The sequence below is a fragment of the Marinobacter sp. G5_S1_61_S3 genome, assembly GCF_054968585.1.
Genome location: NZ_JBQKUK010000025.1, coordinates 27,310 through 47,233, shown reverse-complemented (window position 1 = coordinate 47,233; position 19,924 = coordinate 27,310). Strand labels below are relative to the sequence as shown.

The 19,924-nt window shown below is 58.2% G+C and carries 21 protein-coding genes; 9 read left to right on the top strand and 12 right to left on the bottom strand.

The window, feature by feature from the left end; all coding sequences use genetic code 11:
• Positions 1–17 precede the first annotated feature (17 nt).
• Positions 18–1,832: a sensor histidine kinase gene (locus ACTRWH_RS19530; protein WP_085681505.1), complete on the top strand. Its 1,815-nt coding sequence runs from the start codon at positions 18–20 to the stop codon at positions 1,830–1,832.
• Positions 1,829–3,181, top strand: coding sequence for a sigma-54-dependent transcriptional regulator (locus ACTRWH_RS19525; RefSeq protein ID WP_075195997.1), 1,353 nt, complete (start codon positions 1,829–1,831; stop codon positions 3,179–3,181). Before ACTRWH_RS19530 ends, ACTRWH_RS19525 begins: the two co-directional genes overlap by 4 nt.
• 16 nt (positions 3,182–3,197) lie before the next feature.
• Here ACTRWH_RS19525 and ACTRWH_RS19520 read toward each other — a convergent pair whose 3' ends face one another.
• A complete protein-coding gene (locus tag ACTRWH_RS19520) occupies positions 3,198–3,878 on the bottom strand; it encodes a response regulator (RefSeq protein WP_085681504.1) in 681 nt (226 codons plus the stop codon).
• Positions 3,875–5,467, bottom strand: a complete 1,593-nt coding sequence (locus ACTRWH_RS19515; RefSeq protein ID WP_085681503.1) for an ATP-binding protein — start codon at positions 5,465–5,467, stop codon at positions 3,875–3,877. The genes ACTRWH_RS19520 and ACTRWH_RS19515 overlap by 4 nt, the downstream gene beginning before the upstream one ends.
• A gap of 266 nt (positions 5,468–5,733) precedes the next feature.
• Between ACTRWH_RS19515 and ACTRWH_RS19510 the strand changes: the two genes are divergently transcribed.
• From ACTRWH_RS19510 to ACTRWH_RS19500, 3 genes are read left to right on the top strand one after another with little or no spacing between them, the layout of a single operon-like run.
• Positions 5,734–6,711, top strand: coding sequence for a Bug family tripartite tricarboxylate transporter substrate binding protein (locus tag ACTRWH_RS19510; protein WP_036204065.1), 978 nt, complete (start codon positions 5,734–5,736; stop codon positions 6,709–6,711).
• Entirely contained in the window at positions 6,708–7,154 is a 447-nt protein-coding gene (locus tag ACTRWH_RS19505) for a tripartite tricarboxylate transporter TctB family protein (protein WP_036204068.1), read from the top strand. The genes ACTRWH_RS19510 and ACTRWH_RS19505 overlap by 4 nt, the downstream gene beginning before the upstream one ends.
• Positions 7,154–8,680, top strand: a complete 1,527-nt coding sequence (locus ACTRWH_RS19500) for a tripartite tricarboxylate transporter permease (protein WP_036204071.1) — start codon at positions 7,154–7,156, stop codon at positions 8,678–8,680. The genes ACTRWH_RS19505 and ACTRWH_RS19500 overlap by 1 nt, the downstream gene beginning before the upstream one ends.
• Before the next feature lie 70 nt (positions 8,681–8,750).
• Here the strand turns inward: ACTRWH_RS19500 and ACTRWH_RS19495 are convergent, their stop codons facing one another.
• Genes ACTRWH_RS19495 through ACTRWH_RS19485 form a run of 3 tightly spaced genes read right to left on the bottom strand, consistent with a single transcriptional unit; the run spans position 8,751 to position 11,456 of the window.
• Positions 8,751–10,136 (bottom strand): PhoH family protein, encoded by a 1,386-nt coding sequence (locus ACTRWH_RS19495; protein ID WP_227517787.1) that lies wholly within the window; start codon positions 10,134–10,136, stop codon positions 8,751–8,753.
• 20 nt (positions 10,137–10,156) lie between these two features.
• Positions 10,157–10,648: a CBS domain-containing protein gene (locus ACTRWH_RS19490; RefSeq protein ID WP_036204075.1), complete on the bottom strand. Its 492-nt coding sequence runs from the start codon at positions 10,646–10,648 to the stop codon at positions 10,157–10,159.
• 58 nt (positions 10,649–10,706) lie between these two features.
• Entirely contained in the window at positions 10,707–11,456 is a 750-nt protein-coding gene (locus ACTRWH_RS19485) for an START domain-containing protein (RefSeq protein ID WP_041333491.1), read from the bottom strand.
• A 131-nt stretch (positions 11,457–11,587) separates the two neighbouring features.
• On the opposite strand from ACTRWH_RS19485, the gene ACTRWH_RS19480 reads away from it, so the two are divergent.
• Positions 11,588–12,601, top strand: coding sequence for a DUF2804 domain-containing protein (locus ACTRWH_RS19480; RefSeq protein WP_085681501.1), 1,014 nt, complete (start codon positions 11,588–11,590; stop codon positions 12,599–12,601).
• A gap of 8 nt (positions 12,602–12,609) precedes the next feature.
• Here ACTRWH_RS19480 and minE read toward each other — a convergent pair whose 3' ends face one another.
• From minE to ACTRWH_RS19455, 5 genes are all read right to left on the bottom strand, one after another.
• A complete protein-coding gene (gene minE / locus ACTRWH_RS19475; RefSeq protein WP_007154416.1) occupies positions 12,610–12,864 on the bottom strand; it encodes a cell division topological specificity factor MinE in 255 nt (84 codons plus the stop codon).
• A gap of 3 nt (positions 12,865–12,867) precedes the next feature.
• Entirely contained in the window at positions 12,868–13,680 is an 813-nt protein-coding gene (gene minD, locus ACTRWH_RS19470; protein ID WP_036204085.1) for a septum site-determining protein MinD, read from the bottom strand.
• 65 nt (positions 13,681–13,745) lie between these two features.
• Positions 13,746–14,516, bottom strand: a complete 771-nt coding sequence (minC, locus tag ACTRWH_RS19465) for a septum site-determining protein MinC (protein ID WP_036204088.1) — start codon at positions 14,514–14,516, stop codon at positions 13,746–13,748.
• Positions 14,513–14,902: a HopJ type III effector protein gene (locus ACTRWH_RS19460; protein WP_036204091.1), complete on the bottom strand. Its 390-nt coding sequence runs from the start codon at positions 14,900–14,902 to the stop codon at positions 14,513–14,515. Before ACTRWH_RS19460 ends, minC begins: the two co-directional genes overlap by 4 nt.
• Complete coding sequence (locus tag ACTRWH_RS19455; RefSeq protein ID WP_462826752.1) at positions 14,899–15,180, bottom strand: DUF1244 domain-containing protein; 282 nt, start codon at positions 15,178–15,180, stop codon at positions 14,899–14,901. Before ACTRWH_RS19455 ends, ACTRWH_RS19460 begins: the two co-directional genes overlap by 4 nt.
• A 124-nt stretch (positions 15,181–15,304) precedes the next feature.
• Between ACTRWH_RS19455 and dinB the strand changes: the two genes are divergently transcribed.
• On the top strand, positions 15,305–16,369 hold the full coding sequence (gene dinB, locus ACTRWH_RS19450) for a DNA polymerase IV (RefSeq protein WP_085681500.1): 1,065 nt from the start codon (positions 15,305–15,307) through the stop codon (positions 16,367–16,369).
• On the opposite strand, the gene ACTRWH_RS19445 is transcribed toward dinB, so the two are convergent.
• A complete protein-coding gene (locus tag ACTRWH_RS19445) occupies positions 16,344–16,919 on the bottom strand; it encodes a phosphatase PAP2 family protein (protein ID WP_036204101.1) in 576 nt (191 codons plus the stop codon). The two genes, dinB and ACTRWH_RS19445, sit on opposite strands and share 26 nt — an antisense overlap.
• A complete protein-coding gene (locus ACTRWH_RS19440) occupies positions 16,885–18,132 on the bottom strand; it encodes a glycosyltransferase family 4 protein (RefSeq protein ID WP_085681499.1) in 1,248 nt (415 codons plus the stop codon). Before ACTRWH_RS19440 ends, ACTRWH_RS19445 begins: the two co-directional genes overlap by 35 nt.
• A gap of 90 nt (positions 18,133–18,222) precedes the next feature.
• Between ACTRWH_RS19440 and ACTRWH_RS19435 the strand changes: the two genes are divergently transcribed.
• Positions 18,223–19,260: an NADP(H)-dependent aldo-keto reductase gene (locus ACTRWH_RS19435; RefSeq protein WP_036204104.1), complete on the top strand. Its 1,038-nt coding sequence runs from the start codon at positions 18,223–18,225 to the stop codon at positions 19,258–19,260.
• A 249-nt stretch (positions 19,261–19,509) separates the two neighbouring features.
• The gene (locus ACTRWH_RS19430; protein WP_041333497.1) at positions 19,510–19,824 is read left to right on the top strand and encodes a hypothetical protein; all 315 of its coding nucleotides are present in this window, start codon (positions 19,510–19,512) and stop codon (positions 19,822–19,824) included.
• The last annotated feature ends 100 nt before the right edge of the window (positions 19,825–19,924 follow it).

Below are 19,924 nucleotides of genomic sequence, written 5' to 3'. Positions count from 1 at the left end.
TTCAGGAACCGGAGTGTATGTCCTACCGGATTATCGCGTTTCTTGTTTTTCTGGTGACTCTGGCCTTCTCATGGATGTTGGGTGGCTGGTATGGCTACCGGCAGGTTGAACAGGAGAGCGTGGAAGAGTCGTTTCGCTATCGCCAACTTGTGGCCAATGAGCTTAACCGGTATGTGCCCATCCCCGAGTTGATGGCCGAGCATCCGTTGTTGGCAGAAGCCCTGGCATCACCGGGTGACCCAGGTACACTTCTGCGGGCTAACGACCAGATGCAGCGAATGGCGACCATCGTCGGCAGTTCGGATGTCTATCTTATGGATGCCTCCGGAACCACTATTGCGGCTAACAACTATCTGCGCAGGGACAGCTTTGTGGGCCGCAACTTTGATTTCAGGCCCTATTTCCAGGACGCCATGGCGAGCGGGGATTCCGCCATCTATTTTGCCCTGGGCGTCACCTCCGATGTCCGCGGGCTGTATTTCTCCCATCCTGTCCGTGATGACAGCGGCGAGATTCTGGGTGTTATCGCCATGAAAGTGCTGGTGCATGAACTGGAATCACAGTGGCGTCGCCCCGCCTCATTGAGGGATTCGGAAATGGTCGTGTTGGACGACGCTGGCATCAGTTTCCTGTCCAGCAAGAGCGAGTGGCTGTACCGGAACTTTACCGGTGACAGCGGCGGCGCTCCCAGTGAGCAGTCTCGCCAGCGTTACCCTGACCGTGAGCTTTCGCCGATTGATTTCGACAGCCTGGGATCACCCTGGGGGCTTTCCGACAGGGCAGGGACCATGCGTATCCACAATGATGGAGAAAGCCGCGAATACCTCAGGGTGCTTACACCCCTGCCACGCCTGGACTGGACGCTTCAGGTGATGGTCAGTACCCGCACTGTGCTGTGGAGTCGGCTCGGGTTTGCGGCGGTGGGCGTGGCGATCTTCGTGGTCGGCTTGCTCGCCTCACTGTATTTGCGGGAACGCTATCGGCGGGAGGCTGAACTGGCACACAGGGGAGAGCAGCTTGAGCTCAGCGTCGCCAGCAGAACGGTGGAGCTGGAGCGTTCCAACCAGCAACTTCTGGATGAAATCCGCGAGCGGGAGAAAACCCGCGATGAGCTCCGGGAAACCCAGCATGAGTTGATCCAGGCAGCCAAGCTTGCCGTGCTTGGTCAGATGTCTGCGGGCCTGAACCATGAAATTAACCAGCCGCTCACGGCGATTCAGACCTATGCCCGCAACAGTCGTCGGTTCCTTGAGAAAGGGGCGACGGAGACGGTGGATGCCAACCTTTCAGAGATCATCACCCTGTGTGACAAAATGGCGGAGCTTACCCGCCAGTTCAAGGTGTTTGCCCGCAAATCGGAAGGGCCACCGGCACTGGTTGATTTGCGGCAATCGGTCGACGGTGCCCTAAAGATAATGGCGGCGCAGGAGAGCCGATCCGATATCTCCATTCAATGGAACCGTCCGGAACAACCGGTACAGTGCCATGGAGATCTGATCCGGATCGAACAGGTTATGGTGAACCTGGTGGCGAACGCCATTCAGGCAGTCGAAAGCAGCGAACGGCCGGAGATCACCATTGATGTGGAAGAAGATGACGGGCATTGGTATTGCCTTGTGCGGGATAATGGTTCCGGCCTGCCGGGCAGTACGGAGCGGATCTTCGAGCCTTTTTTCACCACCAAATCGGTGAAGCAGGGGCTCGGGCTGGGCCTTTCGATATCCCGGCAGATCGTGGACGCGCTGGGCGGCAGCCTGACGGGGCGTAACCGGAGCGGCGGACCGGGCGCGGAGTTCGTATTGACACTCAGAAAGCGGGAGGCCACCGAATGACAGACGCATCGGTAATTTTTGTGGACGATGACCCGCACATCCGCCAGGCCATCGCGCAAACCCTTACCCTGGAAGACCTTTCCATTGCGTGTTTCGAGGATGCGCGGTCTGGTCTTGAGAGCATCTCACAGGACTATGAGGGCGTCGTGCTATGTGACTACAACATGCCGGGAATGGATGGCCTGGAAATGCTCGACAGGATTCGCGCCATGGATGAAACCATCCCGGTGATCATCCTGACCGGGCAGGGCGATATCAGCACGGCCGTCACCGCGATGCAGCAGGGCGCCTATGATTTCATCGAAAAACCCTTTGATCACGACGAGCTCCTGGAGCTGCTTCGCCATGCATTGGAAAAGCGCCACCTCGCGCTGGAAAACCGGCGGCTGAAGGCTCAGCTGAAGCATCTGGCCCGGCCAGGCCCCCGAATCCTGGGGGATTCAGCCGGTATGCAGAAAGTGATGGCGACCATCGACCCGGTACTGGATATCTCCGCCAATATCCTGTTGCACGGTGAGACCGGTTCGGGGAAGGATGCCTTGGCCCGCTATATCCACGAGAACAGCCCCCGAAGCGCTCACAACTTCGTTGCTATCAACTGTGGTGCTGTGCCCGAGAATCTGATCGAGAGCGAGCTTTTCGGTCACGAAGCCGGTGCCTTTACCGGTGCGGAAAAGCGCCGCATCGGAAAAATCGAGTACGCGCACAAGGGCACTCTGTTCCTGGATGAGCTGGAAAGCATGCCCATGGCCCTGCAGGTAAAGCTGCTGAGGGTGCTCGAAGAACAGCGTGTGGAGCGCCTGGGCAGCAATCAGGTGCAGAATGTGGATGTTCGCATTATCGCCGCCACCAAGGCTGACTTGAAGCAGCTCAGCGACGAAGGCGAGTTCCGTGCTGACCTGTACTACCGGCTGAACGTGGTGAAGCTGGATATTCCGCCACTGCGCGAACGCAAGGACGACATCCCCGTTCTGTTTCACCATTTTGTGCTGATTGCGGCAGCCCGTTACGACCGGGAAAGCATCCCGCTGGATGCCAGCCAGGCCGCGCGTCTGATGCAGCATAGCTGGCCGGGGAATGTGCGGGAGTTAAGGAACCTGGCCGAGCGCTACGTTCTGCTGGGGCCAGCGGCGTTGGACGAAAACGATTCCTCCGTCACCGCCAATGTGTCCGGGCGCCAGACTCTGTCCGAGATGATGGACGACTTTGAACGTTCCGCCGTCGTCAGTGCGCTCAATGCCTGCCATGGCAGCATTAAGGACACCATGGTCCAGCTAGGCATTGCCCGCAAGACGCTGTACGACAAAATGAAGAAGTACGGGCTGGACAAGTCTCAGTTCCGGGATTGACCCTAAAGGCAGGGGTTCAGACGCGATACCGCCGTTCCGGTCGACCGACGCTGCCGTAGGTAACTTCCGCGGTTAACTCCCCCCGGCCAACGAGGAATTCCAGGTAGCGTCGCGCCGTCGTTCGTGACGCGCCCATGGCCTGGCCGACTTCCTCGGCACTCCACTGGCCGGATGAAACCACCTCGCGAATTTTATCCAATGTGATGCTATCGATGCCCTTGGGCAGTCTGTCTGTGGGTGCGGGCTGACTGGCTTCGCTTGACCCTCTGGGCAGCAGGGCATCGACTTCTTTCTGGGCGATTTGCACCAGGCCAGACAGTTGCCGCAAGTGGTCGCGGTAACGGTTGACGGCTTCCTCAAGGCGTTCGAAAACCAGGGGCTTGAGGATGTAGTCGAAGACGCCGCCGCGCAGGGCGCTCTTGAGCGATTCCACTTCCTTGGCGGCGGTAATAAGAATAACGTCACTGCTGCTATCCCGCGCCCGGAGTTCCCGCAGCAGATCCAGACCATTGCCGTCGGGAAAATAGATATCCAGCAGGATCAGGTGTGGGGCCATAACGTCGATAAGGTCGCGTGCATCCCCCAGGCTGTGGGCAATGCCGCAAAGCTCCACATCCTCGAGTCGTTCAACAAACCGGCGCTGGATTTCGGCGATCTGCCGGTCGTCCTCAACAATCAGGATCCGAAGGGTATTCAATGACTGTCACTCCCCTGACTGGTTTTCGGAAGGTAAAGGGTAAATCGCGAGCCCACGCCCAGTAGGTTCTCCACCGTGATGGACCCGCCCCAACGATTCAGGAACTGACGCACCAGATGCAGGCCATAACCGTGTTCTTCAGCGCCCGGCTTGGTGGTTACGCCTTTCTCGAAGATCTTCTGTTGAGATTCTTCCGGGATACCGGGCCCCTGATCTTCCACTTCAAAGATCAGTTCATGCCCCAAGTCTGTCATGGATAGCTGAACCCGTCCTCCTTCGCCCGTTTGATGAAGGGTGGCCTCGAGGGCGTTGTCGATGAGGTTGCCGAGGACACTCACCAACTGATCCCGCGGCATGTCGGCGGGTATGTCCACCATGCGGCTTTCGGCATCGATCTGTAAGCCCAGCCCCATCTCCCGGGCGCGATTGTACTTGCCCATAAGGCAACCGGCGATAACCGGATCGGGGACGGCTTCCAGAAGCAGGTGAATCAGTGCCTGATGGTCGCTGACTTCGCTGCCGATCAGATTCAACGCGTCGTCATAGGCTTCAATCTGGATCAGGCCCGCGATGGTGTGGAGCTTATTCGAGTATTCGTGAGTCTGGCTTCGCAAGGTATCTGCGTATTGTTGTATGCGAGTCAGTTGCCGGCTGACCTGATCCACCTCGTCCTTCAGCCTGAAACTGGCCACAACACCGGTAATCTCAGCGCCCTGGCGAACAGGTAACCGGTTGACGATCATCTGTCGGTTTCTCAGCCAGACCTCGCGGTCGAAGTCCGGCGTGCCGGATTCTAGTACTGACAGCAGGTCACTTTCGGGCAGAACATCGAGAATGGGACGGCCTGACAGCGGAGTGTCGGGGTCGATACCCAGGGTTTCCAGGGCGGTGCGGTTGAAGGTCGTGATCACACCGTCGCGGTTGATGGCGATGATGCCCTCCCGAACGGACTGCAAGGTGGCGTCCCGCTCCTGGAACAGGCGTGCGATTTCTTCAGGTTCCAGGCCGAAAATGGCGCGCTTGAAGCGCCCGGCGATCACCATCGCGATGAGTATGCTGACCAGCAGGGTAAGGCCAACCACGGTATACAGTACGAAGCTGTAGCGTTTGATGGTGGCATCCACCTGGTCAACTCCGTATCCCACGGAGACAATGCCGATGATCTCGCCAGTTTCTGGCTCGATCACCGGGGCCTTGCCACGCATGGATTCGCCGAGGCTGCCCGTGGCCCTTGCCACATAGGCCTTGCCATCAACCAGGGCACGCCGGCCCAGGTCACCGTCATCGTCGGCCATGGAGTGGCCAATGCGATCAGGGGAGGGGTGTGCCAGGCGTATGCCCTGGTGGTCACCAATGACGATGAACAAAGCTTCGTTGGTGCGGGTTAGTCGATTTGCCAGCCGGTTCAGCCCTTCAATATCACGCTCGCGTACACCCTCGATCACCGAGGGGGCTGCCGCGACGGTCTTCGACACCATGAGAGCCCGTTGTCCGATTTCATCAAACAGGGAGTCGCTGAGGTAATAGCCGGCGAACACGCCTATGAGGATCGTCTGCGCTGCGCTGACGAATCCGAGCGTGAGGATCATTCGGGTTTTCAGTTTGGTTTTTCGGAACACGTTGTCAGCAGTGATTGGTTTGTTGTCGTTATGGGGTCAGGTTAAAACACCCGCTTTACGATTGCCCGTAAATTTTATGAACGAAACGCCCTTTAGTTTCTTTAAAGGCATTACGCGCACAAACTTCTGGCCTCAGTGGTGAATCTTTAACCTCAGTCAGGTAGCGCTTCACGTTGGCCCTGAACGCGGGCCCGTACCCTGGAAGCGATCACAAAAACAAGACAGAGGTGACAATCATGACTCTCAAACGAAGCTTGTCGTTTATCGCGGCAGCGGCTTTCAGCCTTAATGCCATGGCATGGCAACCCTCCGGAAAAGTGGAATGCATCGCCCCGTCCGACCCGGGTGGCGGCTGGGACTTTACCTGTCGCAGCGCTGGTAATGTAATGAGGGACCTTGGCCTGGTTGATGGCACCGTACAGACCATCAATATGGCCGGTGCTGGCGGCGGCGTTGCCTATGCTCACACGGTCAGCAAACGAGCGGAAGATGACAAGCTGATCGTCGCCGCATCAACGGCAACCACTACCCGTCTCGCCCAGAAACAGTTCCCCGGGCTGGATGCCGATATGGTGACCTGGATTGGCGCACTGGGCGCGGATTACGGCGTCATTGCCGTAGGCAAGGACTCACAGTATGAGAACCTGAATCAACTGCTCGATGCCATCAAGCAGAATCCGAAATCCGTCAAGTTCGCGGGCGGCAGTGCCCGGGGTGGCTGGGATCATCTGAAGGTGCTGATCACCGCGAAGGCCGCCGGCGCTGATCGACTGCCCGCCATTCCGTACCTTTCCTACAATAACGGTGGTGAGGCCATGACCCAGGTGGTCGGTGGCCAGGTCGACGCCTTCACCGGTGATATCTCCGAAGTCACCGGTTTCCTGTCGTCGGGCGACCTTCGTGTTCTGGCCGTGCTGGCCGACGAGCGCCTGCCGGGTGAATTTTCCGATATTCCGACCGCAAAAGAGCAGGGCGTTGACGCCGTTGGCCCGAACTGGCGCGGTTTTTACATGCCCAAGGGTGCTTCCAGTGAGTCCAAGGCGTTTTGGGTCGAGACCGTCGATACCCTGTATGCCAGTGAGGAGTGGAAAAAGGTGATGAAGGCCAATGGTCTCATCCCGTTCCATCCGCCTGCAGATGAGTTCGACAGCTTTGTCGAGCAACAGGTACAGGACATCGAGAACCTGTCCCGCGAAATAGGACTGCTGAAATGACAGGCCTGGGTGATCGGCTTCTTGGCCTGGGCCTGATGGTTCTGGCGGTGGCTTACGGCTGGGTTGCACAGCAGTGGCCCGAGCCGTTTGGCGGCGCCGAAACCGTTGGGCCGGAAACCTTTCCAACCATCCTTGCGGTGGTTCTGGTTGCCGGCAGCATCTATCTGATGGTCAAGCCGGACCCCGACGCCCAGTGGCCGCTGGGCCGGTCCGCAGTTGAGCTGGTGGTGTCGCTGGTTGTGCTGGTGGTCTACGCGATGCTGCTTGAACCCCTGGGGTTTGTCATCTCGACAACCCTGGCGGTTGGCACCCTTAGCTGGCGCATGGGCGCGCCCGCCAGGAATGCCTTTTTAACGGGCCTGATCAGCGCCGTGGTGGTGTTCGTCCTGTTCAACTATGGCCTGGCGTTGAGCTTGCCTGCTGGCATCCTGGAGGTGAACTGATGGAAACGCTCGGTTTTCTGATGGAGGGGTTTGCGGTTGCCCTGACACCGTACAACCTGATGTTTGCGCTCTTCGGCGCTTTCGTGGGCACCCTGATTGGTTGTTTGCCTGGCCTGGGGCCGGCAAACGGTGTGGCGATCCTCATCCCGTTGGCGTTTACCCTTGGCTTGCCGCCGGAAACTGCCATGATCCTGCTGACATCGGTTTACGCCGGCGCGATGTATGGCGGCCGTATTTCCTCCATCCTGCTCAACATTCCCGGTGACGAACCGGCGATGATGACCTGCCTGGATGGCTACCCCATGGCCCAAAAGGGGCGGGCGGCCGATGCGCTGGCGATCTCTGCTATTGCGTCCTTTGCCGGTGGGCTGATCGGCACTATAGGGTTGATCATGCTTGCCCCGGTGCTGGCGAGGTTTGCCTTGAGTTTCGGCCCGGCGGAGTATTTCGCGCTGTTCCTGCTGGCCTTCGCCACCCTGGGTGGTATTACCGGCAAGAACCCGATGAAGACGGTGATTGCCGCGACCCTGGGGATCATGATCTCCACCGTGGGCATCGATATCTCCACCGGCACCCAGCGCTACACCTTCGGTGTGCTGGAACTGTACGAGGGTATTGATTTCATCCTGGCGATTGTTGGCCTTTTCGCCATTTCGGAGTTGTTGTTCTTCGTCGAGTCGCGCATGGGCGGTGGGCGTAAGAAAATGAACGTGGGCAAGCTGACCCTTACCTTCAAGGAGTTGGTCTCCACGGTTCCCACCCAGCTTCGTGGCGGCGTGCTTGGATTCATTTCCGGCGTGCTGCCGGGTGCCGGTGCGTCCCTGGGCAGTTTTATCAGCTACACCCTCGAAAAGAGCGTGATAGGCAAGAAGGGCACGTTCGGCGAGGGCGATATCCGGGGTGTGGTGGCGCCTGAGGCGGGCAACAACGGTGCCTCATCAGGCGCGCTCGTTCCCATGTTGACCCTGGGCGTGCCAGGTAGCGGTACCACCGCGGTGCTGTTGGCGATGCTGATTTCGTTGAACATCACGCCGGGCCCGCTGATGTTTACCCAGAACGCCGATATTGTCTGGGGCGTCATTGCCGCCCTGCTGATTGGCAATGTGCTGCTGCTGGTGCTTAACATCCCGTTGGTTGGCTTCTTTGTGCGCCTGCTGTCGGTGCCGCCCATGTACTTGCTGCCGATTGTGACCATGGTTGCCTTCGTGGGCATCTATTCCATCAGCAACAGCGCCTTCGACCTGTATTTCATGGTGGCGTTTGGCGTGGCGGGTTATTTCCTGCGCAAACTGGAAATTCCGGTGGTGCCGATTATTCTCGGGCTATTGCTCGGACCGGAGATGGAGAAGAACCTGGGGCATGCGCTGGTGTTGTCAGACGGTGACTGGAGCATTCTGTGGGAAAGCACCCTGGCCAAGAGCTTCTGGCTGGTTGCCGCTCTGAGCCTGGTGTTGCCTTATGTGGTGGGTCCGGTGCTGCGTCGCCGCATGAACGCGGCCATGAAGGAAAGCCCGGCCAGCGACTGATTCGGTTCCCGGTCGCTAACCTCCGCTTTGCCGCACCGGATGACCGGTGCGGCTTTTTTGTGCGCGCTGGTTAGAGATTCGCTTCGGCGTACTCCGCCAGAACTGAGCGCGGGACGCCCTGCAGGTGGATGTGTCCGCCATGGCGGAAACTCTTGAAGCGCTCGGTCATGTAGGTCAGGCCTGAGCTCAGGGCGCTCAGATAGGGGGTGTCGATCTGAGCCAGGTTACCCAGGCAGATTACTTTGGAGCCGTTGCCGGCACGGGTGATGATGGTCTTGATCTGATGCGGCGTCAGGTTCTGGGATTCGTCGATGATGATCAGGCTGTGTTGGAAGCTGCGGCCACGAATGTAGTTCATCGACTTGAAGTGCAGTGGCACCTTGCTGAGGATGTAGTCCACGCTGGCGGTCATATTTTCATCGTCTTCGTGGAGAGCTTCGAGGTTGTCCACGATGGCCCCCAGCCAGGGCTCCATTTTCTCCGCCTCGGTGCCGGGGAGGAAGCCAATGTCCTCGTCCAGACCCTGGGTGCTACGGGTGGCGATGATGCGTTTGTACAGCTTGCTGGCAACCGTCATTTCGATACAGGCCGCGAGGGCGAGGATGGTTTTACCGGAGCCGGCGGAACCGGTCAGGTTTACCAGGTGGATATCCGGGTCCAGCAGCAGGTTCAGGGCAATGGCCTGGTATATATCCCGCGGTACCAGGCCCCAGACTTCCTCGTGCATCAGGTCGTGCTGGTGCAGATCCCGAATGACAATCTGGTCTTCGCCCACATCAGACACCTTGCCAACGAATCCCTGTTCATCAATCACGAACTCGTTGATGGTCAGCTTGGCCAGGTCGCCCTCACGACGAAGGATGTGTTCGGTAATACCCTCCCGCTGGATGGTTTCGACCTTCTCGATGGTGTCCCAGAACGAGTTCGGGAATTCTTTGTACCCTTTCGGCAGCAGGTCAATATCGTCCAGCAGCATGTCGTTGTGATAGTCCTGGGCCTCCACGCCGAAGCCCCGGGCTTTCAATCGCATGTTGATGTCCTTGCTGACAAGGATGATGTCACGCGATGTGTGGCGGGCTTGCAGGGCCGCCAGGGTATTGATGATCTTGTTGTCGTTCAGGTGCTCGGGCAGGCCATGGTTGCCCTGGTAGTCCGTGCTCATCAGTATCGATAACGCGCCGAGCGGTTCTGCTTTCTTGCCGCGCACTATGGGTACGCCTTTCTCGATTTCTCCTGGGCTGGCGTCACCCAGCAACTTGTCGATGTTGCGGATGGCCTGTCGGCAATCGGCAGCAACGGCCTGTTTGCCGGATTTGAGACTGTCGAGTTCTTCGAGGACCGTCATCGGAATGATGACGTCGTGTTCTTCAAAGTTCAGGAGGGCGTTCGGGTCGTGGATGAGGACGTTGGTGTCGAGGACATACATCTTTCTGCGAGCCTGCGATGCTCTTGGCATAGGGTGTGATACCTCTCTGGTCAGCCGTTCCCGGCACAGCGGTTGGTGAGCTCCTGGTCGGAGATCAGTTTGAGCATGTCATACGTGGTCACAATACCGGTGATCTTTTCGTCTTTGGTGATGAAAATCCGGTGCAGGTGTTCACGCATCATAATATCGGCAATGTCGCGCACAGGCGTTTGCTCGTCAACCGATAAAACGATAGGGGTCATGATGTCACGCACTTCCACCGGCACCTTGCCCATCTCCTCAAAAATGGCCATGCGCAGGCGCCGGGCTTCGTGTTCTTCTTCCGGGGTCATGCGCGCATCGGACTCGGAACGGCTGGCGTTCCAGCGGAATTCGGTGATGTCCTTCAGGGTGGCAATGCCGACAATCTCGCCCGTTTCGTCGGTAACCGGGCTGCCGGTGATTTCGTTGTCAGTGAGGAACCTGGCCAGACGGTCCATCGTCCAGGATTGGGGTACGGCCTTGATGCTCGGGGTCATGATCTCGTAAGCGAGAACGGTCATTGACGAATCGGCTCCGTTAGCAGGTCCTTTGTAAAAGAGCTTAGCTGTTACTGATGTTCTAGTCATCCCCTGATTCAGCTTTGGGGGCTACATCTTTCAGTTGGCCCTGCGAGTCATAGATCAGTTCGTAGTTCTGGTAACGGTCCCACTGGGCAACCCGTTCCAACTGCTCCATGGAACGGATAGGAATGTCCACCAGCAGGGTGTTGACCAGCCAGCCGGGTATCGAACCGTTTGGCTCGGTGTGTTGAACCCAGATCATCCGGGTCTGGCCGTCTTCGGGAATAAAGCGGTAAAGGGTGTCGGACTTGTCGACACGGATGTAGTCATCTTCCTCGGCCCGTTGATCGGGAATGGCGCTGAGGTCCATCACGATTTCGCCGTCGACCTGTTGGCCCCGGGTGCGAATTCGTAGTACGTAATCCCGGTCGGTGACCGGCCAGGGCATATCGTTGACTGAGTAGGCGTAGCGCTCATCAAAGTCACCCGAGCCGAAGGCATAGGATTCCGAGCAGTTATGAACCCACTGAACACAGGATTTGGGATTGATCATAACCGCCATCAGATTCTCGATCGGCACATCCAGCACAGCCACAGCCTTGAAGGCCTGGAAGCTGGAGTCCGGCTGATCAGTGGTATAGACCCGGATACGATCGGTTTCCTTGCGAAGGCTCCAGTTTTCTGAGTCTTCGGCTGGCAGCCCGGCGAAGGTCAAACCTGAGGCCTGCAGGAAAACCGTGGTGGCTGCAAGACAGATGACGCGTCGATTGGCCGGGCGTTGGTTGCCACGGGCTCTCAGGTTTTGCATGAGGTACACTTCCTTGAACATGGTCGGGCGAGTCTAGCACGACTGATCTGGTGCCAACCTGCTACGATCGGGGGTTTGTGAACTGGGTAACTGACTGAATTCCTGACGTTAACATTTGGCCCGAATTGACGATGAAAAAACCGAACAAGCGACTGATCGATGACCGGGGGCGGATTCCCTACGGCGTATTGGACACACCGGTGGATGTCATCAACTACCGGGACTTTGACCTCCGTACGGTGATGGATAAACCGCGCTCGGCCCTGGCCCGTAAAGCCCGTTTTAACCAGTTCCAGTTCGTCAGTGCGATGGCGCCGGGTTGGGTGTTCGGGCTGGCGGTAGTGGATCTGAAACTGGTCAGTACGGCGTTTTTCTATCTTTACGATTTCAAGACCGGGCAGATGCTGGAGCAGTCCCTGACGCAGCCATTGGCGAAGGGAACTCACATTGAGCCAAGGCCTGAAACCGGCGTGACGGAGTTTCGTAAAGGGAAAACATGCGTTCGTATTACGTCGGACGGCCACTCGCGTGGTGTGTTGGTTTCCGGCCCCGGTGACCTCCGGATAGCCCTGAATATAGAAGGGGACACCCGCCCTCTGCGACTGGTGTGCCCAGCCGGTTACAGCGGTTGGGTGTTTACCCGTAAATCAGCGGGTCTGCCGGTGTCCGGAGACATTCGGTGGCAGGGACAGAGCTGGCAATGCGACTCGCTGTCACGCGCAGCCGTTGATTGGAGTTGCGGCTTTATGAGGCGCGAAACCGCCTGGAACTGGGCGAGTGTGGCAGGGGTGCTGCCAGATGGTCGTGCCGTTGGTCTCAATCTGGCGGCGGGCGTGAATGAAACCGGTATGACGGAAAATGCGCTCTGGCTGGAAGGGCGCTGTATCAAGCTCGGGCAGGCCCGTTTCGTGTTTGATCGCTACGATGAAACCGCACCCTGGCAGGTCACCACGGACGATGGCAGGATCGATCTCTGGTTTGAGCCATCGGGGGTTCGGCGGGAGCGACTCAATGCATGGCTGATTGCCTCCAATTTCCGCCAGTACATTGGTACCTTTTCCGGCACAGTGCGCGATGAGGCGGGCAACTCAGTCCCCGTAGACGGGCTACGGGGACTGATGGAGGATCACTTCGCACGCTGGTAGTGGCGCGGTCAGTGTTCCGGCAGGGTAACGTTCAGTTCCAGTACCGAACAGCTGTCGTTGCGGTCAACTTCCACCTGGACCTGGTCATCGCTGATCTGAACGTACTTGCGGATGACCGCAAGCAGCTCTTTCTGCAATTCTGGCAGGTAGTCAGGTTGGTCGCGCTGGCCCCGTTCGTGGGCAACAATGATCTGTAGGCGTTCCTTGGCAACGCTGGCGGACCGGTTGTTTTTCTTGCTCTTGAAATAATCCAGGAAACTCATCCGTCAGCCCCCCTTGAACATCCGTGAGAAGAAACCTTTTTTCTGGGACGTCATGAAGCGATGTTCTCGCTCCTCACCCAGAAGGCGGGCCACGGCATCATCATAGGCCTGTCCGGCATCGCTGTCTTCCTCAAGAATGACCGGAACGCCCTGGTTGGAGGCATTCAGTACCACCTGGGACTCCGGAATCACGCCCAGCAGGGGGATGGCGAGAATTTCCTCCACATCGGCCACGGAAAGCATTTCGCCCTTTTCCACCCGATCCGGGTTGTAGCGGGATAGCAGCAGGTGTTCCTTTACGGGGTCCTGCCCCATCTCGGCTCTCCGCGACTTGCTCTGCAGGATGCCGAGAATACGGTCTGAATCCCGCACCGAGGACACTTCCGGGTTGGTAACAACCACCGCCTCATCGGCATAGTAGAGCGCCATCAGGGCGCCATGCTCAATGCCGGCGGGAGAATCACAGACAATGTAGTCAAACCGCTCGGACAGCTCGTTGATCACCTTCTCAACGCCATCTTTGGTCAGGGCTTCCTTTTCCCGGGTCTGGGAGGCCGGCAGGATATACAGGGTGTCGACCCGTTTGTCCCGGATCAGAGCCTGGTTGAGAGTGGCTTCGCCCTGGATCACATTCACGAAGTCGTACACCACCCTGCGTTCGCAGTTCATGATGAGATCCAGGTTGCGCAGGCCCACGTCGAAATCGATCACCACGGTTTTGTGGCCTCGCTTCGCCAGGCCGGTGCTGATAGAGGCGCTGGTTGTGGTTTTACCTACGCCACCTTTTCCTGAGGTAACGACAATGATTCTAGCCAAGGTTGCATTCCTGTTTTGCGGTGGATTCGTCGTTTTTCCCGCCCGTGCGGGTAGTTACGTTCTTTTCAGGCCTTCTCCAGTGGCGTTACCACCAGCAGGTCATCCCTGAGCTGGATCTGTACGGCGGTTTTCCAGCCGTTGTCCTGAAGATCTTCGGAGATTTTATAGTGTCCGGCGATGGACACAAGCTCTGCTTCAAGAGACTGGCAGAATACCCGTGCATGTTCCGCGCCGTGAATACCCGCGAGGGCCCGCCCGCGCAATGGTCCGTACACATGAACGTTGCCGGCCGCAAGCACTTCGGCGCCGGCTTGAACCGGCGCAAGGATGATCAGGTCGCCCTCGGGTGCGTAAACCTGCTGGCCCGAACGGACTGGCTGGTTGATGATTTTCGCGGGCGCTGGCTCACCCGGATTCTCGACCCTGGCGGGAGTCGGGTTTTCGGTCGGTTCAGTGGCGGCCGATTCCGTGGCCGGCGCGGTATCAATGTCCCGGTCGCGCTGGTTGCCACCGGGAAGCAGCGCCAGTGACGCACCGCGGGCCAGGCGGCGCTGATCATCGTTGCCACCGCGTACGCCGATGACATGGATATTGTGGCGGCGGCAGGCGCCGATGATCTTGAAAAAATCCAGTTCGCTGCTCAGCCCCTCATACTTTTCCAGGCTGATGATCAGGGGGATGTCCTTGAAGAATCCGGGTGCCTGGCTGATTTTGTCTCTGAGCGTGCTTTCGAAGTCGTCATTGTCAAAAAAATACAGCTCCAGTGCGGTCATGGAAACGTTCGCACTCTTCAGTTGGAAGCACTGCTTTACCCCGGATACGGCGGTCTCGCTCATGGATGGGTCTCTTCCGTGGTGTCGTCCTGAGTGGTGCCCGGGCGTTTGCGAAGCGCCGGGCCGTCAAAGCGGATACCGGACCAGCCGGTGCCCATGAACTGGCGGATATTGCCATGGCTTTCACCTGCCGGTTCGTCCAGCACTTGCTGGTAGTGCTGGGCAAACAGACGCAAAGTGTCGGATTCGGTCAGGTTGCAGTATTGGGCCAGGGAAAATACCCGGCATGAACCGGCGTTCTCGCCGGTGCCATTGTACAGCGGTCCGTTGTGAAACCCGGTGGGCTGATAGTCGAAGAATCGGTCAATCAGCGCCAGGGTATCGTCAAAGTCGCCATGGCCGGCCTCAACCGATGCCAGGTGGATACGAACCGCGTCATTGACGTTCATGCCTTGTGGTCCTGTTTGGGCCCTTGCTGATAGCGGGCTTTCCACTCTTCATAAGGCATGCCATAGATGATCTTCCGGGCGTCCGGGTCAGACAGCTCGAAGCCTCTCTCGGCGGCTTCGGCGCGATACCATTTGGAGAGGCAATTGCGACAGAACCCTGCCAGGTTCATAAGGTCAATATTCTGGACCTCGGTGTGCTCGCGCAGATGGTTGACCAGCTTTCGAAACGCGGCGGCTTCGATTTCCGTCTGCGATTGTTCTGGGATCGGGTTTGTCATGATTGCTCACACCTGTCTCTGTCGTCGTTGGGAGTTGCTACTCGGAGCTCCTGACATTCTCAGCATGTTACCGTAAGATACAAGGCTGTACATATGTACAGATAATTTACTTGATTGAAGAGTCATGGCCCAGCGCAAGATTATCCATGTAGATTGCGACTGCTTCTACGCCGCCGTGGAAATGCGGGACGATCCCTCATTAAGGGAAGTTCCGCTGGCCGTGGGTGGCGAAGGTGGCCGCGGAGTGGTTACCACCTGCAACTATAAAGCGAGGGCTTTTGGCGTGCGGTCCGCCATGCCTGGCGGCGAAGCCCGGCGCTTGTGCCCCGGCCTGGTGACCGTGCCGCCGGACATGGCCCGCTACCGGGCGGTGTCGAAACAGGTGATGGCCATCCTGAGGGAGTTGACCGATCTGGTGGAGCCGCTGTCGCTGGACGAAGCCTTCCTGGATGTCAGCGAGGTAACCGAGCATAAGGGCAGTGCCACGCTGATGGCGCAGTACTTGCGAAAGCGAGTGAAAGATGAGGTGGGTATCACTATTTCCGCCGGTGTGGCCCCCAACAAGTTCCTGGCGAAGATTGCCAGTGACTGGAAAAAACCTGACGGCCTGTTCGTGATCCGCCCTGAGGACGTCAAGGGTTTCGTTCAGGACCTGAAGGTCGAAAAGCTTTTTGGCGTGGGGCAAGTGACCGCTGGCAAACTTCACACGATGGGCGTTGCCACCTGTGGCGACATTCAGGCGCTACCCGCTGAAGCCCTGCCGGAGAAGTTTGGCAAGCAGGGGCACCGGCTGCGGGAAATGGCGTTCGGCCGTGATGACCGGGATGTGGTGGTGTCGCGCATTGCCAAGTCCGTCAGCGTGGAACGGACCTTTTCCCAGGACCTGCCGGACAAGCGCGCCTGCGAGTCGGTGATGGCCTCGCTGGTGGCCGATCTGAACCTCCGGCTCAGCCGCAAGGCCGGCCGAAAACCCATTCACAAGCTGTTTATCAAGATTCGTTACAGCGACTTTTCCACCCATACCCTGGAGCGTGTGCGCGACCGGATTCAGGAGCCCGAGCTGGAAGACTATCAGCCGCTGCTGGATGAACTGGTGACTGATACGGGCCGCCCGGTGCGCCTGTTGGGGCTGGGCGTGCGCTTTCGCAGTGATGAGTCGCCGGTTATGCAACTGCGGCTATTTGAATAAACCGGTCGTACAGGCCGTTAACCGAAGCCAGGCCCAGGCAACCGCCGATCAAGGCGCCTGCTGCTACATCGCTGGGGTAATGAAGGCCGAGCACGACCCGGGAGGCGGCAACACTCAGGGTGAACGGCAACAACAGCCAGGCCACCTCAGGCGCTGTCATGGCCAGCACCGTATTGAAGCAGACGGCATGTAGGGTGTGGCCGGACGGAAAGCTGTAACGGTCCAGGGGCGGTGTGCCGCAGTTTATCGACGGAAACGATATAAACGGGCGCTCGCGGATCAGCCAGCGCTTCAGCAGCTTGTAGGTAATGGTGCAGGTCAGGCCGGTAGCCACCATCAGCAGCGCGATGGCGAGCCCGGCCTGAGGCATAAGCACTGGCATCGACAGGATGACCAGATACCATAGCCAACCATCACCCAGCCGGCTGACAACCTTGAAGTACCCCTGCACCGGGCGAAACCGCAGAGAGCGATTGATGGACTGGCAGAGGGCAAATTCCCTCTGATCCACCACGTTAAAGAAGCGAGATGCCTTGCTTGTGGAGGGCATTGTAGCTGTTCCTCAGTGGCTGGTTCAGTATCAGGTGTTCGAACTGCTCAACCTGTGCGGCCCAATTCAGGTCCAGTGCGTCCAGGCGTGCCTGTGCCCGTACCCTGTTCATCAGGGTTGGCTGGTCGGCCAGGCGCAGGGCATGGTCGACAAAACCTTCGTCGTTGCTGAGCTGAGCCTTCATGCCGTTATCTTCATGGCGGATATGTTCGCTGGCGGCGGCATCGTCAAAAGCAACCACCGCCAGGCCGCTGGCCATGGCTTCAGTAACCACGTTGCCGAAGGTGTCGGTTTTGCTGGGGAACAGGAAGATGTCACCGGAGGCATAGTGCCGGGCCAGATCTTCGCCACGGCGGGTTCCTGCAAAAATGTAATCCGGATGGCGTTCGGCAAGGCGCTTGCGCATCGGCCCATCACCTACGAGTATGAATTTCGCGCAGGGGTGCAGCCCGCGGATACGCTCAAAGCATGACACCGCCATCTGAAGGTTTTTTTCCGGAGCGAGGCGACCAACATAGAGTACCGCGCGGTCGTTGGCTTGCAGCCCCCATTGTTGCCGGAGCACCGTGTCCCGTTTGTGGGGCGAAAAACGGGTGCAGTCAACGCCGCGACTCCAGACCGATGTCGGTTGAATGCCCATGTCATGGGTGGTTTGTGCGATTTTCCGGGTGGGGACCAGTGTTATGGCCGTCCTGTTATGAAACCAACGGCCGTAGCTGCACAACAGTTTTTCCAGGAACCCGGCACCGTAGTAGCGACTGTAGGCATGGAAGTTGGTGTGAAAGCCGGAACTGACCGGGATGCCGGCCCGTCTGGCGGCCGCAACGGCCGCTACGCCGAGGGGGCCTTGAGTGGCAACGTAAATGGCATCCGGGCGTTGATGCTTCCAGAGTGAGGCCAGGAAGCCCGGCCGGGTCATTCCGAACCTCAGATCACTGTAACCCGGTAGCGGCAGGCCGGTCACAACTTGCTCGTCGGAAAACAGGCATTCCCCGGCACCTTCGAATCGTCCTTTCGATTCATGGCGCTGGCGTGGACGGATGACCGTTACCTTGTGGCCACGTTGCATCAGGCCCAGGCATAGGTGCCTGAGGGTGTTCGCCACGCCATTGATTTCCGGAGGAAAGGTCTCCGAAACAATGGTAATGTGGTGCTTGCGCCCTGAAGCCTGGGTGACTCTCATCGCGGTGTTACCTGTGGTTTCCTCTTTCATGCCTCCACTATGGAAACCTGGCATGACAGTTCCGGGACAATCCCGTGACAATCCCTTTACCTTTTTCACCAATCAGATTCGGGAGTACGCATGAAAACCCGCAAGCTCGGCAGGACCGACATTGATGTAAGCGAGATTTGCCTGGGCACCATGACCTGGGGCGAGCAAAATACCGAACAGCAAGCGTTTGAGCAGCTGGACCTGGCCACCTCCGAGGGCATTAATTTCATCGATGCCGCGGAGATGTACCCGGTGCCCCCGCGGGCTGAAACCCAGGGCCTCACGGAAAGCTATCTGGGCAACTGGCTGGCGAAGCGGGGCCGTCGCGACGATCTGGTGATTGCTTCCAAAGTGGCGGGGCCGGGTAATGGACTGGGTTACCTCCGGGATGGCCCGCGCCTGACCCGGGACCATATTCGTCAGGCCTGTGAAGACAGCCTGCGCCGGCTCAAGACCGATTATATCGACCTCTATCAGGTGCACTGGCCGGATCGTAACGCCAATTTCTTTGGCAAGCTGGGGTACCGGCACAGTGTGGACGAGCAGGCGACCCCCATTGAAGAGACACTGGGCACACTGGCGGAGCTGGTCAAGGAAGGCAAAGTCCGCCACGTAGGAATCTCCAACGAAACCCCATGGGGAACGAACGAATACCTCAGGCTGGCCCGGGAGCATGACTGGCCCAGGGTGGTCAGCGTCCAGAACCCCTATAACCTGCTCAACCGCACGTTTGAGGTGGGAATGGCGGAAATTGCCTGCCGTGAACAGGTTGGTCTGCTCGCGTACTCCCCGCTGGCCTTCGGCATGCTCTCTGGCAAGTATCTTGATGGCAAGCGCCCGGAAGGCGCCAGGATGACCTTGTTTGAGCGCTTCACCCGTTACACCAGCGGTCGTGGTGCCGAGGCGACCCGAGCCTACGTAGACCTGGCGGCCAGCCACGGGCTGTCACCGGTACAGATGGCGCTGGCGTACGTGACCAGCCGTGATTTCGTTACCAGCAACATTATTGGGGCCACGACGCTTGAGCAGCTTCGTGAAAACCTGGGGTCAGCGTCGGTGTCCCTGAGCGAAGAGGTGCTTGGGGAGATAGAGAACCTTAACCAGGTGTACACCTACCCCTGCCCTTAATCCTGCAAGCGTTACGGTTTTTTAACAACTCCCATCGTGAAGCAGCCACTCTGACCGTTACAGGCGGCAGAGTGGGGTGCTTACAGTTTGCAACAAAGATTGCTGTTTTCTTGACAAAAATGCGGTGATCCCGTGACAAAAAAGCGGCGCTTTTGTGTGCAAAATCACATCTTTCTGACCTTTAATCATTAGACTTAAGCATTACATGACAGTAGAATTCCGCTTCGATTACAGGTCGCCAGAATTATTATGATTATCCGTATCTTCGTCGCACTACTTGCACTCAACATGATCGCCTTCGTCGTTCGCGCCGAAGCGAGCGAACGTGTGTTTGCAGACGAAGTTCCGGCCGAGAACGTGTATCAGCTTCAGGAAGAGATGTCGGGTGACTTCGAGCGTGAAGAATCCGACATGTATGCGACCATTGGTTCTCGCCTGCTGAGCCTCAGTCTCAGCGGCTCAGATTCTGGAAAGAAGTCCTACGCGTCTGATCGTGCCAAGCCGGACCACGGTATTGCATTGCTTGAAGAGGGCGCCTGCCTCAACCTTCGCTGGAATTTCTGAACTCCCGCCGACGTTTTCTCCTTCTGAACCCTGACTGACCTCCCACGAATCCTCGCCACCGCTTATCTGTCTCAGTGCATTGCCTGTCGCAATGGCACAT

Coding starts and splice junctions, on each gene's coding strand:
- ACTRWH_RS19435 (WP_036204104.1), top strand. CDS start 18,223: ATGAAAACCCGCAAGCTCGGCAGGACCGACATTGATGTAAGCGAGATT.
- ACTRWH_RS19485 (WP_041333491.1), bottom strand. CDS start 11,456: ATGCAAAACCTGAGAGCCCGTGGCAACCAACGCCCGGCCAATCGACGC.
- ACTRWH_RS19490 (WP_036204075.1), bottom strand. CDS start 10,648: ATGACCGTTCTCGCTTACGAGATCATGACCCCGAGCATCAAGGCCGTA.
- dinB (WP_085681500.1), top strand. CDS start 15,305: ATGGCCCAGCGCAAGATTATCCATGTAGATTGCGACTGCTTCTACGCC.
- ACTRWH_RS19510 (WP_036204065.1), top strand. CDS start 5,734: ATGACTCTCAAACGAAGCTTGTCGTTTATCGCGGCAGCGGCTTTCAGC.
- minE (WP_007154416.1), bottom strand. CDS start 12,864: ATGAGTTTCCTGGATTATTTCAAGAGCAAGAAAAACAACCGGTCCGCC.
- ACTRWH_RS19495 (WP_227517787.1), bottom strand. CDS start 10,136: ATGCCAAGAGCATCGCAGGCTCGCAGAAAGATGTATGTCCTCGACACC.
- ACTRWH_RS19440 (WP_085681499.1), bottom strand. CDS start 18,132: ATGAAAGAGGAAACCACAGGTAACACCGCGATGAGAGTCACCCAGGCT.
- ACTRWH_RS19505 (WP_036204068.1), top strand. CDS start 6,708: ATGACAGGCCTGGGTGATCGGCTTCTTGGCCTGGGCCTGATGGTTCTG.
- ACTRWH_RS19500 (WP_036204071.1), top strand. CDS start 7,154: ATGGAAACGCTCGGTTTTCTGATGGAGGGGTTTGCGGTTGCCCTGACA.
- ACTRWH_RS19460 (WP_036204091.1), bottom strand. CDS start 14,902: ATGAACGTCAATGACGCGGTTCGTATCCACCTGGCATCGGTTGAGGCC.
- ACTRWH_RS19445 (WP_036204101.1), bottom strand. CDS start 16,919: ATGCCCTCCACAAGCAAGGCATCTCGCTTCTTTAACGTGGTGGATCAG.
- minC (WP_036204088.1), bottom strand. CDS start 14,516: ATGAGCGAGACCGCCGTATCCGGGGTAAAGCAGTGCTTCCAACTGAAG.
- ACTRWH_RS19525 (WP_075195997.1), top strand. CDS start 1,829: ATGACAGACGCATCGGTAATTTTTGTGGACGATGACCCGCACATCCGC.
- ACTRWH_RS19430 (WP_041333497.1), top strand. CDS start 19,510: ATGATTATCCGTATCTTCGTCGCACTACTTGCACTCAACATGATCGCC.
- ACTRWH_RS19530 (WP_085681505.1), top strand. CDS start 18: ATGTCCTACCGGATTATCGCGTTTCTTGTTTTTCTGGTGACTCTGGCC.
- ACTRWH_RS19455 (WP_462826752.1), bottom strand. CDS start 15,180: ATGACAAACCCGATCCCAGAACAATCGCAGACGGAAATCGAAGCCGCC.
- ACTRWH_RS19480 (WP_085681501.1), top strand. CDS start 11,588: ATGAAAAAACCGAACAAGCGACTGATCGATGACCGGGGGCGGATTCCC.
- ACTRWH_RS19515 (WP_085681503.1), bottom strand. CDS start 5,467: ATGATCCTCACGCTCGGATTCGTCAGCGCAGCGCAGACGATCCTCATA.